Here is a 13519-nt window from a genome sequence, read left to right on the forward strand (position 1 = left end):
GGTCACCCTTCCCACATTACCTAGCTAAGCGCTACTCGTTGCGTCTTGCCGGTCAGCATATATATGGAGAGGCTGGGTACCACCGTCAACCACCTCCGCATTAATAACGATTTCCTCTACCCCTTCGAGTGCGGGGAGGTCATACATCGAATCCAGCAGGATATTCTCCATAATCGACCGAAGGCCGCGGGCGCCAGTCTTACGAATGATTGCTTTCTTCGCAATCGCCGACAGCGCGTCCTCGGTGAAGGTCAGGTTTACATCTTCCATATCGAACAGGCGCTGATACTGCTTGACCAGAGCGTTCTTCGGAGATGTCAGGATTTCGATCAGAGCTTCCTCATCGAGATTTTCGAGCGTTGCAACCACCGGCAAACGTCCGACAAATTCAGGAATCAAACCAAACTTCAGAAGATCTTCTGGCTCGACATCCTTCAATGTTTCGCCAACATTACGATCCTCTTCCGCCTCGACGGAAGCGCCGAACCCAATGGAGGTGTCTTTCCCACGCGAGCCAATGATCTTGTCAAGGCCGGCAAAAGCGCCACCACAGATAAACAGGATATTCGTTGTATCCACCTGCAGGAATTCCTGCTGAGGATGCTTACGCCCGCCCTGCGGCGGAACGGAGGCAACGGTGCCTTCCATAATTTTCAGAAGCGCCTGCTGTACCCCTTCACCGGAAACATCGCGGGTGATCGAAGGATTGTCAGATTTACGGCTGATCTTGTCGACCTCATCAATATAGACAATACCGCGCTGCGCCCGCTCTACATTGTAGTCAGCAGACTGCAACAGCTTGAGAATGATGTTCTCCACATCCTCACCGACATAACCTGCTTCGGTCAGGGTCGTAGCGTCCGCCATGGTGAAGGGAACATCAAGAATGCGGGCCAATGTCTGAGCAAGCAGTGTCTTACCACAACCTGTCGGGCCAATCAGTAGAATGTTGGATTTTGCCAATTCCACATCGTCCGATTTGGCGCTGTGGTGAAGCCGTTTGTAATGATTATGGACGGCAACGGACAAAACTCTTTTCGCATGGAACTGGCCGATCACGTAATCATCGAGAACGTTACAAATTTCCATCGGCGTTGGCACGCCATCATTCGTCTTCACCAGGGTGCTTTTGTGTTCTTCGCGAATAATATCCATGCACAGCTCAACGCATTCATCGCAAATGAACACAGTCGGTCCCGCGATCAGCTTTCTCACTTCATGCTGGCTCTTGCCGCAGAAGGAGCAGTACAGGGTATTTTTCGAATCTCCACCACTTAATTTGGTCATAAATACTCCAATAGTCCGTTCGACTTTTCATATTAGCCGTCGTCTCTGCGGGCGACAACAAGAATGTTCATCTCGTCGAAATCAATGGCGGCAAACCATTTTGATCACCTCGAAGATATATAATATGTAAAATTGACTCAACTTTTCGTTAACATGACGCAATTCGCGCCCGTTTTACGAAAAATAACAATCTGATTTTGCCGCGGAGTTACTTGGATTTTTTGTCTTCTTCATCCGCATCCGTTGGACGCTTAAGCACGACTTCATCAACAAGACCAAATTCCTTCGCTTCTTCAGCGGTCATGAAATTGTCCCGTTCCATGGAAGCTTCAATCACATCAAGCGGTTGCCCAGTATGCTCAACATAAAGACTATTGAGCCGCGCCCGGACTTTCAAGATTTCGCGGGCCTGGATTTCGATATCCGTCGCCTGCCCTTGTGCACCACCGGAAGGCTGATGGATCATGATCCGGGCATTCGGAAGACAATATCTTTTTCCCTTCGCCCCGGCCGTCAACAGGAAGGAACCCATGGACGCCGCCTGACCTATACAGACCGTTGCAATTTCAGGCTTGATATATTGCATCGTGTCATAAATCGCGAGACCGGAGGTCACGACCCCACCCGGTGAGTTGATATACATGTAAATAGGTTTCTTCGGATTCTCAGCTTCCAGAAAAAGAAGCTGCGCCGTAATCAACCCAGCCATGCCGTCCTGAATCTGTCCAGTGACAAAAATAATCCGCTCTTTCAACAGGCGGGAAAAGATGTCGTACGACCGCTCTCCCCGTGCTGTTTGCTCCACAACCATCGGGACCAGATTATTCATATAGGTGTCGATGACATCAACCATTCTCGAGATTCCTTAAGTTTAGCAGCTGCGCCACGTCATCATATATGTATGACAAGCGCAACTGTAAATCCGCATTTCAAATTTTCCGGACTATTTTATTCAGCCGCTTTCTTGGCTGCCGGCTTTTTCGCGGCGGTTTTCTTCGGAGTTGCCTTTTTTGGAGCTGCCTTTTTCGGCGCAGCCTTCTTGGCGGCTGGCTTCTTCTTAGACTTGGCTGCCTCTTCCTCGTCCGGATCCTTCATCAGGTCGTCAACCGAGACTTTCTTTTCCGTAATCGTCGCAAGTTCGGAAATGAAGTCGATGACTTTATCCTCAAAGATCGGGGCGCGGAGCTGTGCCTGCATTTCAGGGCGCTTCTGGAACATTTCGAAAATCATCTGTTCCTGACCGGGATAGTTACGCGCCTGCGCAACCATGGCATGGTTGACCTCTTCCTGAGAAACCTCAATGTTGTTAATCCGACCAACTTCCGCAAGCAACAGGCCAAGACGGACACGACGTTCCGCAATGTCATTATACTCAGCGCGCAATTCCTCTTCAGACTTGTCCTGATCTTCAAGTTTCTGACCGGACTGCTCCAGCTCCTGCTCAAACTGCTGCCAGATGCTGTCGAACTCCCCCTGCATCATGCCGGGTGGTACGTCGAAATCATGAGCTTCTGCCATCGCGTCCAGCATGCTGCGCTTCAGCAACTGACGAGACATCTGAGAATACTGCTGCGAAATCTGTCCGCGTACGGCCTCTTTCAGGGCATTCAGATCATCAAGGCCAAGCTTTTTGGCAAACTCGTCATTAATCTCGACGTCGGCTGCTTCCTGCACCTCGTGAACTTTCACTTCAAACACGGCATCTTTACCGGCAAGGTGTTCTGCGCCGTAGTTTTCCGGGAAAGTGACTTTTACATCAAGGTCATCGCCGCCCTTGGCGCCGATAAGCTGTTCTTCAAAGCCTGGAATAAAGCTGTTAGAGCCAAGCTCCAGCTGATGCCGTTCGGCAGCGCCACCTTCAAAAGCTTCTCCGTCGACCTTACCAAGGAAATCAATCAAGAGCGCGTCGCCCTCTTTCGATTTGCGGTTTTTGGAAACGGCAACAAAGTTCTTTTGTTGTCCGGCAATTTCCTTCAGCGCCTCATCAACTTTCTCGTCCTCGACATCGGCAACCGGCTTCTCAAGCTTTAGCTTGGAAAAATCCATCGGCTTGAAATCGGGCATGATCTCTACTTCGAGAGTGAACTCAAGGTCCGTACCTTCATCGAATTTCGTGATTTCAATTTTCGGCTGCTGGGCCGGGCGCAGCTCATTATCATCAAGCGCCTTCTGGCTCATTTCATTGACGGTCTGTTCGAGCACTTCGCCCATGACGGATTTGCCAAAGCGCTGACGCAAGATCGACATCGGCACTTTACCCGGGCGGAACCCCGGAAGTTTGACTTCTGCGCCAACAGTCGTCAGCCTTTCCGTCACTCTCGTATCGATTTCCGCTGCCTCAACAACAACTGTGAAATCCCGCTTTAGTCCGTCAGAGTTAGTCTGTGTAATTTGCATGAACGATCGTCCGTCATCATTTATTTAGCAATAAACGCATCCCGTCCCATTTCGTGACGAAAAGCGCCAGCTCGAAAGCTTCATTCAGTATATTGGTGCGGGTGAAGGGAATCGAACCCCCACTTCATAAGAAACTGGTACCTAAAACCAGCGCGTCTACCAATTCCGCCACACCCGCATCATTTTTTCACCCGCGGCATCCACATAGAAATGCAGACGCTCCAAACGGGAGCGGCTGTCTATAGCATATGATTTCTGGGATTGACTAGGGGAATTACCGATAAAGCGCGAGAAAAGTAAAAAGAACCGGCCTCATCGGGATTTGTTGGGTATATCTGGCAAGGATGTCGGCGAAGAGGCAACCAGAATATGTGCAGATACAACAGGTCGTTATTTAACACGAGCCGTAATAAGCATGCTTAAAAATCGAATTATTGAGCTTCCTGAAAGTCCCGCTCGAAAATCGCCAACGCAAGGACATTTGTACCGGAATGTTCCTGATAGCCGGTGCGAAGAACCGTCTTCTCATAATGTACATGTGGAATGCCCTGATCGTCATCCTCAACACGGAGGACTCTCGCCTGTTCTCGCAGGCTCAACATCATGCGGCGGTAAAAAATGTCACCCGAGGCGATCCGGTCCCGTAAACTTTGCTTCTTAAAAAACATATTTGTCACCCAACAATTTTGTCTAATTTTTCTAGTACTCTTCCCTTAATAAGGGCAAATCGTAAAAAAACTGTTGAAAAATACGTCGATTTTTACGGATTATTCAGGATCCACTTATAAGACCAGCCAGAATTTCCGGAATGACACTTTCAATATCCTCGGAAATCAGGCCAGGGCCTAGCCTATCTCCCGCGGTGCCATGTATCCAAGCTGCTGTGGCCGCCGCCGAAAAAGCCGTCATTCCGCCAGAGAATAGCCCCACAATCAGACCGCCGAGCACATCACCAGATCCCGCTGTTGCAAGAAAAGGAGGCGCATTATAGTTGATAACGGCTTTTCCATCCGCCGTTGAAATCACTGTATCCGCCCCCTTTAAGAGAACAATCGCCCCGGAGAGTGCCGCCGCCGCACGCGCGCGTTCCAGCTTGGAGCCTGCGAAAGAGAATATCCGCTCGAACTCCGCTTCATGGGGCGTCAACACAACTTCCCCCTCCTCCTTGTCTTTTGTCAAAGAAAAGAGAGTATCAGGATCATCCCGGAAGACCGTCAAGGCATCGGCATCAATCACGACATTCGCAGTGCTTTCCAGAGCGAGGCGCGTAAATTCACGCGTCCGGTCGGTGACACCGTTACCCGGCCCGATCAGCACTGTTCCGATGCGGCGCGACCGAAGCCAGTCAGCGAACTCGTCCTCCTCCCGGATAGATGTGATCATCACAGCCTCCAGCGCAGCGGCGTAGACCATCAACGCAGAGGGTGGGCTAACAACTGTGGTTGCACCGGCACCTGCGCGCAAAGCCGCACGCGCCGCGAGCCGGGCCGCCCCGGTTGAAGATACGCCTCCGCCGATTATTGCGGCGTGCCCCCGGCTGTACTTCTGCATTTCCGGAGTGAGAAAGGGTAAGTCATCCCGCCAGAGATCAGGACCGTTCAAATGCGTCTCCGGATCTATTTCTTCAAGGTAATCGGCAGCGATCCCGATATCGATTACCCTCAGATCGCCACAGTATGTTCGACCAGGATAAAGAAAATGACCGGGCTTCGCGCGAAAGAAAGTCACCGTCATCACGGCCGGAATAGCATTCGCGTCAACAGCGCCTGTATCCCCGTTGACGCCACTCGGCATATCAACGGCCACAACTGGAATTCCTGCTTTTTTTACGCGGGATAACAGCGCCGAGATATCACTATCCAGAAACCTTGAAAACCCGGCACCAAACACCGCGTCGACGACAAGATTTAAATTATCAAGTGTCACCTCATGCCAGGCCAAAACATCGCCATTCCATTTGTCGCGCATCACAGCCGCATCGCCAGTCAGGATTTGAGGATCGACTAGGGACGCGAGGGCGACCTCCCAGCCCGCATTCTGCAAATGCCGGGCAACAACATATCCATCGCCGCCATTATTGCCGGGCCCGCAGATAACAAGGCACCGACCCATCGGCCAGTTACCAAGGATCAGGTCTGCAATGCCTTGCCCGGCCGCCTCCATCAAAGTCGTACCGGCCACACCGCCTTCCATGGCAAGACGATCCGCCTGATACATTTCCGAGACATTAAGAAGTTCCGACGGTAATGACATGACCTAGAGTAGTTTCTCAAGATCAGGGCGCGCGCCAACGACAGGAGAGACCTGCTCGAAGGCAAAAGCGGCATTAAGGACCGAAAGATCATCCTGCATGCGTCCGACAATTTGTAATCCGATCGGCAGGCCATCGCTGGAGAATCCACAATTGACTGAACAAGCTGGCTGCTGCGTCAGGTTGAACGGATAGGAGAACGGCGTCCAATCTACCCAGGCTCCAACGGCAGCGAGTTCTTTCGGCGCGAGCTTGCCTGCCTCAAACGCCGGAATGGACAGCGACGGGGTAATCAGAAAATCATAGGTTTCGTGGAATTTCCGCATCTTTATACCAAGGTCGCCACGCGCCTGGTTCGCTTCCAGATAATCGGTGAGGGTAATTTTCGCACCCGCCTCCACCACGGTGCGTAGACCCGGATCAAGCTCATTCAGTTGCTTGTCATCCAGATTACGGAGCGCAAAGGCCGCGCCGGACCACCAGAGCGTATTGAATATCGGTAACGGGTTTTCAAATCCCGGATCGACTTCTTCCACAATCGCACCAAGCTCTTCAAAAAGAGTCGCAGCACTCTTGACCGCAGCAGCTACTTCCGGATGCACTTTCGCATAGCCGAGTGTCGGGCTATAGGCAATCTTCTTACCCTTGATCGATGCCGACAAACCGGCAAGATAATCCGTATCGACCGGCGGCAGAGCCGTCCAGTCGCGCACATCCGGCTGGGTCAAAACCTGAAGCATCATTGCCCCGTCCCGGACGTTACGAGTCATTGGGCCAACATGTGCAACTGTCCCAAAGGGAGAGAGTGGCCAGGCTGGCACCCTGCCATAGCTTGCCTTGATCCCAAATATACCGGTGAAAGATGCCGGAATACGAATTGAACCGCCACCATCCGTTCCCACATGGAAAACGCCCATTCCCGCCGCGCAGGCCGCCGATGCCCCGCCACTGGATCCGCCGGGGGTCATTTCCTTGTTCCAGGGGTTGCGCGTGATGCCGGTTCGGGGGCTGTCCGTCACCCCTTTCCAGCCAAACTCCGGCGTTGTTGTCTTGCCCAGAATTACCGCACCATTCTCTTTCAGGCGTGCAGTACAAGGCGCATCGTCATCCCAGGGGCCAGCGGCGTCTACACTTAAAGATCCACGTAAAGTCGGCCAGCCTTCGGTCAGCAAGATATCCTTGATCGTTGTCGGCACGCCATCGATAAGCCCCATTGGCGTCCCTGCCCGCCAGCGCACTTCCGACTCGCGTGCCCGGGCCAGCGCATAATCCTCATCTACCAGAACGAAGGCATTCAGCGCGCCGTTATACTTCTCTATCTGATTGAGCGCCGCCTGCGTCGCCTCAACCGGGGAGATCGATCCATCCCGATAACCATCAAGTAGTTCTGTCGCCGTTGCATAGGCCAAATCGTTGCTCATACCGCCCTCGTTATATTTATTACCACACTTTAAAAAAGATTAGGCGTTCACGAGAAATCAGGCAACCACCATTCCTTGACGCCGCGTAATTTTGCCGCCATATGATCTGGAATGCCCAAACAGATTTTCCAAAATCCCAAAACCAAAATCGGACGGTTCTTCGTCGGTTGGTCACTTGTTATTGGTGGCATTCTGGGATTTCTACCTGTTCTCGGGTTTTGGATGATCCCGCTCGGCCTTCTCGTTCTCTCTGTCGATTATGCCTTCGCCCGTCGATGGCGCCGAAAGCTGCAGGTTTGGATGGGAAAGCGGCAGAGAACCCGTTCTTCCTCGAAAAGAAACAATTCCAAAAACGGCGACTGAATAACGCCCAGTTTAAGAACGTTCAATTTCTCATATTGACATCAATTTAATCATGGATATATTTTATCTACGATATACAAGGAGCCGTAATGAAACTGAGTGCAGGCATAGAACAGGCGATTCACAGCGTTACCATGCTGTGCGGACTTTCCGGGGATGGCGTCCTGTCTGCCGCCGCGCTGGCGGAATTTCACGGTGTCTCCACAAGCTATCTGTTAAAGCATCTTCAGGCGCTCTCCGGCCGGGGTATCCTGAAAACAGTGCCGGGGCCGAAGGGTGGCTATCGACTTGCCCGCACACCGGATGAAATTTCTCTTCTCGATATAGTCCTTGCCGTTGAGGGCTCCGAGCCGGCCTTTCGCTGTCAGGAAATACGTCAGCGCGGCCCCAATCCTCTGCCGAAAAGCAAATACACTAAACCCTGCGGGATCAATGCGGCGATGCTGCGCGCGGAACAGGCCTATCGCGCGGAACTTCGCAAAGTCACCATTGCCAACCTTATTACTGACCTGACCGCAACGGATGACGGGTCGACCATGAAACGGGGCTGCCAGTTTCTTGCCCTTCATGAGCGCAATTCGACGACCAACAGCTAAACCAAAAGAAGGAGAATGTCATGCAAGCGAGATTAGATTTTACCAAAGCTTCCCCCGCCGCCCTGCAGGCAGTGCTTGGGCTTGAAAATTTTGTAGTTAATGAATCTGGCCTCGACCGGCATCTTATTCATCTCCTTAAACTACGGGCATCACAGATTAACGGCTGCGCCTACTGTGTGGATATGCATTCAAAGGAAGCAAGGCACAGCGGCCTCAGCGAGCAGTGGATCAACCTCGTCAGTGTCTGGCGGGAATCCCCGTCTTTGATGAACGGGAACGCGCAGTACTTGAATGGACCGAGGCACTAACTAATGTGTCCGACAGCGGTGCGCCAAGCGAGACCTATGAACCGCTTAAAGACCATTTCACGGAAAAGGAAATCATGGACCTGACCGTCGCAATCAGCGTGATCAACGTCTGGAACCGCCTCGCCGTCGGCTTCCGCTCCCAACATCCGGTCGATGAAGTGAGAAAATCAGCAAAGAAAACATGATGGTAATGAGAATGACAAAAAGGCAAAAAATGACGTTTGATTATGACCGACCGAAAAAACACGTGTGGTAAATCTGTTTGCAAATATTCAATAGTTTATTGATTTATCAATAATTGATTTAATCGATTTATTTGGTTTTTAAGCTTGTCTGAAGGCATGTATCCATAGGCCATCATTAGATCAACGGTTGCTCTTTTATAGTTTCCTAGCTTCTCGCGTGCTATGCCTCGATTCCAGTAGCCCAATGCAATTTGCGTTTCAGTCGAGTTCGAATGATTTATTAGCTGACCGCATACATTTATTCGGCGCTGAGCATTATCATCTATCGCACATGCAATCTCCAACTGCTCTGCTGTCACCTGCGGTCTACTAGCGAGCCTTTCCCCGCTTTTTCTATTAAAATCAGCCCTCGCCCGCGCAGTATCTCCCTTACCCATAAATGCCTGACCACGAACCATATAAATCCAATCAATATCAGGCCTCAACCAGATAACCTGATCAAAATCAAATATCGCTTCGTCATACCTCTTCATTAATAGAAATTCGTAGCCCCTAAGATAGTAAACCGTTTCATTTTTCGGATCTAACTCAATGGCCTTGCTAAATAACGCTATGGCTTCTTCTGAATTTCCCAAATCATGCTGTTCGTTACCTTTTTTTATTAGCTCTTTTGCATCCAATTCTTCAGCGAAGGATGTGCTTGGAAAAACTAGTAAGAATACAACAATCGCTGAAATAAAATGTTTCATTGTCTTCGAAATTCACTCAAAAGATGTTTATATGCGCATTATATACAATAAAAATTCAATGAGCAATCAGATCAGCTATAGGATTGTCAGGAATCCAAATTGTGTAACAAACAAAAAAAGCCCCGAAATCGTGAGACTTCGGGGCTTTTGAATTTGGGGCGAACGAGGGGTCTTGAACCCCCGACCTCCTGAGTCACAGTCAGGCGCTCTAACCAACTGAGCTACGTTCGCCATAAGAGCGGCCCTGTTTAGCGATCCTGTCAGCGCCGGTCAAGAAAACTTTAGTCTCTTTTCCCAAAAAAATCCTGCAATTTTTCAATTGCCGCATCAAGCACTTCGTCCCTTTTGCAAAAGCAGAAGCGAGCAAAATTGTCGCGCGCGCCCTCGGACTGGTAAAAGGCGCTGAACGGAACGGCGGCCACCCCGGCCTCGGTCGTGATCAGGCGGCAGAATTCCTCATCCGTGCCCTCAAAGCCGATGGAGCTGATATCCGCATTAATGAAATAAGTCCCATCACAGTCCGCTGTCTTGAAGCCGATGCGCTGCAACCCATCGCGGAACCGGTCACGCTTCGCCTGCATGGAACTTTTCAACTCGTCATAGAAGACATCCTCTTTCGCAAGCCCATAGGCCACCGCCTTTTGCAGGTTCGGCGCCGTCGTGAAGGTGAGAAACTGATGCGCCTTGGCGATGCGCGCCGTCAGCTCTGCTGTGGCCGTAAGATAGCCCACCTTCCAACCGGTCAGCGAGAATGTCTTGCCCGCCGAGGCAATGCGCGCCGTCCGCTCCCCCATTCCCGGCAAGGTCAGGAGCGAGAGATGCTTCTTGTCCCCGAAGACAATATGCTCATAGACCTCATCGCAGATGGCGTAGGTGTCATGCTTGATGGCCAATTCCGCGATCAGTTCCAACTCCTCGCGCGAAAAGACCTTGCCTGTCGGGTTCATCGGGCTGTTCATCAGGATCAGCTTGGTTTTGTCACTGAACGCGGCCCGGAGCTTGCTCTCATCAATCTCCCAGTTCGGCGGGTCGAGGCGGACAAACTTCGGGATGCCGCCCGCCAGTTTGATCATGGGTAGATAGCAATCATAAAGCGGCTCAAACAGGACCACCTCATCTCCCGGATTGATCAGGCCCAGCATGCTCGCCGCGAGGGATTCCGTTGCGCCGGAAGTGACCAGAACATCTGTCTGCCAGTTAACGCTCAGGCCGTAGAAGCGGCTGTCATGTGCTGCGACAGCCTGACGAAGTTCGGGCACGCCCATCATCGGCGGATACTGGTTTGGCCCTTCTTCCCCCTCTCGGGCAGCGACGGCGCGTATGTCGGCGGGACCATCCTCATCCGGGAACCCCTGCCCGAGATTGATCGCTTCATGCTCGATAGCAAGCTTGGACATGACTTCAAAGATGGTGGTTCCGAAGCCGGCGAGAACATTGCTGGTATTTTTCACGTGCGATCCCTGTCAGATTTTTAATGCGGGCACAAATTACGCCCGGACACCTGCGAATATCAAGCGAAACCATTCCAACATTACACTGTCACGACTATGCGGACGGATTCTTTCCTTGCCCCGGTCCCGAAAGCGCGGCATATCTTTGGGCAAAATGAGAGGAACCAAAGGGCAAGTAAATGAGTATTTCAGCAAAGATGTCCCGCCTTGGAACGGAAACCGCCTTTGATGTGCTGGCCCGGGCCAATGCATTGGCGGCAGACGGTATGGATGTAATCAATCTCGGCATTGGCCAGCCGGATTTCCCAACGCCGGACAATATTGTTGAAGCGGCGATTTCCGCCCTTCGAAGCGGTGCGCACGGATATACAGCGGCCAACGGCATCCCGGAACTTCGCGACGCCGTTGCGGAAGACATCAAAAAATATCGCGATGTAGAGGTTAATCCAGATCATATTATCGTCGTGCCGGGCGGCAAGGTAACCATGGCCTTCGCAATTGAGATGTTTGGCGAAAACGGCGCGGAGATCATGTATCCCAATCCCGGCTTTCCAATCTATGAAAGCATGATCCGTTATACCGGCGCGACGCCCGTTCCCATCCCCCTGATCGAAGAAAACGGCTTTTCCTTCGATGCAGATAAAGTCCTTGCGCAGATAACAAACCGGACGCGATTGATTATCCTGAATACGCCTGCCAACCCGACTGGCGGTATTGTCCCCGCGGCGGAGCTTGAAAAACTCGCGGCGGGACTCGAAAAATTTCCCGATGTCTACATTCTGTCAGATGAAATATACAGCCGGATGACCTATGACGGCGAAGGTCATTGCAGCATGTTGAACTTCCCGGAGTTGCGGGACAGACTGATCATTCTGGATGGCTGGTCGAAAACCTACGCCATGACAGGCTGGCGCATGGGATGGGGCCTTTGGCCGGAAAAACTTGTCCCCCACGCGCAACGCCTCTGCGTGAATTTTCATTCTTGCGTCAATGCTGCAGCGCAATTTGCCGGGATAGAGGCATTGAAAGGCGATCAAGGGCCCGTCGATATGATGATGGAGGCGTTCGATGCCCGCCGCAAACTCATTCACGAACGCCTGAATGCCGCACCGGGAGTCAGCTGCGTAATGCCAAAGGGGGCGTTCTATGCCTTCCCGAATATTTCCGGGACGAGCCTCTCCGCCAAGGACATGCAGGACAGGCTTCTCGCTGAGAAAGGCGTGGCCGTCATCGCCGGCACCAGCTTCGGTGCCTATGGTGAGGGATATGTGCGGTTTTCCTATGCCAACTCGATCGAGAATATCGAGCGCGCCATGGATCGTTTCGATGAATTTCTGAAAGGGCTGTGATTAAGTGATGGAAGACAACCGCCTCACCGACCTAGAGATCAAATTCATGGAGCAGGAACAGGCGATCAGTGAGCTGAGCGATATCGTCAATCGCCAGTGGCAGGAGATTGAACAGCTCAAGCGCAAATTGATACATGCGCATGATCGAGATCGTCACCCTTGAAGACGCCGCGCCCGACGCCCCGGCGAATGAAAAACCGCCGCATTACTAAAGGGGCAACGATCCGCAGAATCCTTGCATTTATACCGCTGCATATATAGAACCGCCTTTTCCGGAAACCTGGGAGCCGAAATGACCGACGACACAAACAAAGCTGACAATGCCGACAAACCTGAAATAGAGGATGATCCAGTGGTGGACTATATCCTTGACGCGGTTGCATCCGGCGGTGACATCGCGCCCCAGGAAATTGCCCAGGCCATTGCCGGTGATCGCCTGAAGTCGTCCTCACCGAAGGACGCCTGGAGAAAATATATGACTGCCGTCCGACAGCAGGCCATTCATCTCGCGCGCGACGGTCGCCTGCATATTATCCGTAAAGGCAAAATTGCCGACCCAAACGACTTCAAGGGCCTGTATAAACTACGCAAGGTTTCCGGTGATTAATAAATAGTCATTTGCCTAATTTTTAATCGCCTAATTTTTGATCACTCTTTCGTCAAGTGACGCAGTTTTAAAAAAAATCGCAGTTTATTGGGACTCTCCGGTGCGGCAATTTATCTTCCCAATTCTGGCACGCCTCATGCTATAGAATGAGTAGAGACACTCCTCGGACGATATGACGTCCTATTTAGTATGAGACCTGCCATATGAAAAAAATTGAAGCGATAATTAAACCGTTCAAACTTGACGAAGTGAAGGAGGCTCTTCACGAAGTCGGGCTTCAGGGCATTACCGTTACCGAAGCCAAAGGCTTTGGCCGACAGAAAGGCCATACTGAGCTTTATCGTGGCGCCGAGTATGTAGTGGATTTTCTGCCGAAGGTGAAAATCGAGATTGTGCTGGAAGATTCGCTGGTTGAGCGAGCTCTGGAAGCCATTCAACAGGCCGCAAGAACCGGACGGATCGGAGACGGAAAGATATTTGTCTCCACTGTGGAAGAAGTAATTCGTATCCGGACGGGCGAAACAGGCCCCGAAGCGATCTAAATTTAAGCGCTCC

14 protein-coding genes, 2 tRNA genes and 1 pseudogene are annotated in these 13519 nt (G+C 51.6%); 7 read left to right on the forward strand and 10 right to left on the reverse strand.

What is annotated here, in order from left to right:
• Window positions 1–24: 24 nt before the first annotated feature.
• The 7 genes from clpX to AC0L73_RS01580 all read right to left on the reverse strand — a co-directional run bounded on the left by clpX (window position 25) and on the right by AC0L73_RS01580 (window position 7356).
• A complete protein-coding gene (gene clpX, locus AC0L73_RS01550) occupies window positions 25–1287 on the reverse strand; it encodes an ATP-dependent Clp protease ATP-binding subunit ClpX (RefSeq protein ID WP_227952216.1) in 1263 nt (420 codons plus the stop codon).
• A 208-nt stretch (window positions 1288–1495) separates the two neighbouring features.
• Window positions 1496–2140, reverse strand: coding sequence for an ATP-dependent Clp endopeptidase proteolytic subunit ClpP (clpP, locus tag AC0L73_RS01555; RefSeq protein WP_473654708.1), 645 nt, complete (start codon window positions 2138–2140; stop codon window positions 1496–1498).
• A 95-nt stretch (window positions 2141–2235) separates the two neighbouring features.
• Window positions 2236–3684 (reverse strand): trigger factor, encoded by a 1449-nt coding sequence (gene tig / locus AC0L73_RS01560; protein WP_473654709.1) that lies wholly within the window; start codon window positions 3682–3684, stop codon window positions 2236–2238.
• 93 nt (window positions 3685–3777) lie between these two features.
• A tRNA-Leu gene (locus AC0L73_RS01565) sits at window positions 3778–3862 on the reverse strand.
• A 253-nt stretch (window positions 3863–4115) separates the two neighbouring features.
• Window positions 4116–4352: a hypothetical protein gene (locus AC0L73_RS01570; RefSeq protein ID WP_227952218.1), complete on the reverse strand. Its 237-nt coding sequence runs from the start codon at window positions 4350–4352 to the stop codon at window positions 4116–4118.
• Between the two features lie 103 nt (window positions 4353–4455).
• Window positions 4456–5937: an NAD(P)H-hydrate dehydratase gene (locus AC0L73_RS01575; RefSeq protein WP_227952219.1), complete on the reverse strand. Its 1482-nt coding sequence runs from the start codon at window positions 5935–5937 to the stop codon at window positions 4456–4458.
• Between the two features lie 3 nt (window positions 5938–5940).
• Complete coding sequence (locus tag AC0L73_RS01580) at window positions 5941–7356, reverse strand: amidase (protein WP_227952220.1); 1416 nt, start codon at window positions 7354–7356, stop codon at window positions 5941–5943.
• A gap of 111 nt (window positions 7357–7467) precedes the next feature.
• On the opposite strand from AC0L73_RS01580, the gene AC0L73_RS01585 reads away from it, so the two are divergent.
• The 3 genes and pseudogenes from AC0L73_RS01585 (at window position 7468) to AC0L73_RS01595 (ending at window position 8808) form a co-directional block, all read left to right on the forward strand.
• Window positions 7468–7719 (forward strand): PGPGW domain-containing protein, encoded by a 252-nt coding sequence (locus AC0L73_RS01585; protein ID WP_227952221.1) that lies wholly within the window; start codon window positions 7468–7470, stop codon window positions 7717–7719.
• 89 nt (window positions 7720–7808) lie between these two features.
• Entirely contained in the window at window positions 7809–8315 is a 507-nt protein-coding gene (locus tag AC0L73_RS01590) for an RrF2 family transcriptional regulator (RefSeq protein ID WP_473654710.1), read from the forward strand.
• A 20-nt stretch (window positions 8316–8335) separates the two neighbouring features.
• A pseudogene (locus tag AC0L73_RS01595) lies at window positions 8336–8808 on the forward strand (carboxymuconolactone decarboxylase family protein).
• 95 nt (window positions 8809–8903) lie between these two features.
• Here AC0L73_RS01595 and AC0L73_RS01600 read toward each other — a convergent pair.
• The 3 genes from AC0L73_RS01600 to AC0L73_RS01610 form a co-directional block, all read right to left on the reverse strand.
• Window positions 8904–9557, reverse strand: coding sequence for a tetratricopeptide repeat protein (locus tag AC0L73_RS01600; RefSeq protein ID WP_473654711.1), 654 nt, complete (start codon window positions 9555–9557; stop codon window positions 8904–8906).
• A gap of 154 nt (window positions 9558–9711) precedes the next feature.
• Window positions 9712–9788: transfer RNA gene (locus tag AC0L73_RS01605), tRNA-His, on the reverse strand.
• 50 nt (window positions 9789–9838) lie between these two features.
• On the reverse strand, window positions 9839–11008 hold the full coding sequence (locus tag AC0L73_RS01610; protein WP_227952224.1) for an aminotransferase: 1170 nt from the start codon (window positions 11006–11008) through the stop codon (window positions 9839–9841).
• Between the two features lie 179 nt (window positions 11009–11187).
• Between AC0L73_RS01610 and AC0L73_RS01615 the strand changes: the two genes are divergently transcribed.
• The 4 genes from AC0L73_RS01615 to AC0L73_RS01630 all read left to right on the forward strand — a co-directional run bounded on the left by AC0L73_RS01615 (window position 11188) and on the right by AC0L73_RS01630 (window position 13506).
• The gene (locus tag AC0L73_RS01615) at window positions 11188–12357 is read left to right on the forward strand and encodes a pyridoxal phosphate-dependent aminotransferase (RefSeq protein WP_227952225.1); all 1170 of its coding nucleotides are present in this window, start codon (window positions 11188–11190) and stop codon (window positions 12355–12357) included.
• Window positions 12358–12403: 46 nt separating this feature from the next.
• Window positions 12404–12520, forward strand: coding sequence for a hypothetical protein (locus AC0L73_RS01620; RefSeq protein WP_473655406.1), 117 nt, complete (start codon window positions 12404–12406; stop codon window positions 12518–12520).
• A gap of 129 nt (window positions 12521–12649) precedes the next feature.
• Complete coding sequence (locus AC0L73_RS01625; RefSeq protein ID WP_227952227.1) at window positions 12650–12964, forward strand: DUF3253 domain-containing protein; 315 nt, start codon at window positions 12650–12652, stop codon at window positions 12962–12964.
• 203 nt (window positions 12965–13167) lie between these two features.
• Complete coding sequence (locus AC0L73_RS01630) at window positions 13168–13506, forward strand: P-II family nitrogen regulator (protein WP_227952228.1); 339 nt, start codon at window positions 13168–13170, stop codon at window positions 13504–13506.
• The last annotated feature ends 13 nt before the right edge of the window (window positions 13507–13519 follow it).

It is taken from the genome of Sneathiella sp. D3-11 (genome assembly GCF_055809395.1).

Coding starts and splice junctions, on each gene's coding strand:
- clpX (WP_227952216.1), bottom strand. CDS start 1,287: ATGACCAAATTAAGTGGTGGAGATTCGAAAAATACCCTGTACTGCTCC.
- clpP (WP_473654708.1), bottom strand. CDS start 2,140: ATGGTTGATGTCATCGACACCTATATGAATAATCTGGTCCCGATGGTT.
- tig (WP_473654709.1), bottom strand. CDS start 3,684: ATGCAAATTACACAGACTAACTCTGACGGACTAAAGCGGGATTTCACA.
- AC0L73_RS01570 (WP_227952218.1), bottom strand. CDS start 4,352: ATGTTTTTTAAGAAGCAAAGTTTACGGGACCGGATCGCCTCGGGTGAC.
- AC0L73_RS01575 (WP_227952219.1), bottom strand. CDS start 5,937: ATGTCATTACCGTCGGAACTTCTTAATGTCTCGGAAATGTATCAGGCG.
- AC0L73_RS01580 (WP_227952220.1), bottom strand. CDS start 7,356: ATGAGCAACGATTTGGCCTATGCAACGGCGACAGAACTACTTGATGGT.
- AC0L73_RS01585 (WP_227952221.1), top strand. CDS start 7,468: ATGCCCAAACAGATTTTCCAAAATCCCAAAACCAAAATCGGACGGTTC.
- AC0L73_RS01590 (WP_473654710.1), top strand. CDS start 7,809: ATGAAACTGAGTGCAGGCATAGAACAGGCGATTCACAGCGTTACCATG.
- AC0L73_RS01600 (WP_473654711.1), bottom strand. CDS start 9,557: ATGAAACATTTTATTTCAGCGATTGTTGTATTCTTACTAGTTTTTCCA.
- AC0L73_RS01615 (WP_227952225.1), top strand. CDS start 11,188: ATGAGTATTTCAGCAAAGATGTCCCGCCTTGGAACGGAAACCGCCTTT.
- AC0L73_RS01620 (WP_473655406.1), top strand. CDS start 12,404: ATGGAGCAGGAACAGGCGATCAGTGAGCTGAGCGATATCGTCAATCGC.
- AC0L73_RS01625 (WP_227952227.1), top strand. CDS start 12,650: ATGACCGACGACACAAACAAAGCTGACAATGCCGACAAACCTGAAATA.
- AC0L73_RS01630 (WP_227952228.1), top strand. CDS start 13,168: ATGAAAAAAATTGAAGCGATAATTAAACCGTTCAAACTTGACGAAGTG.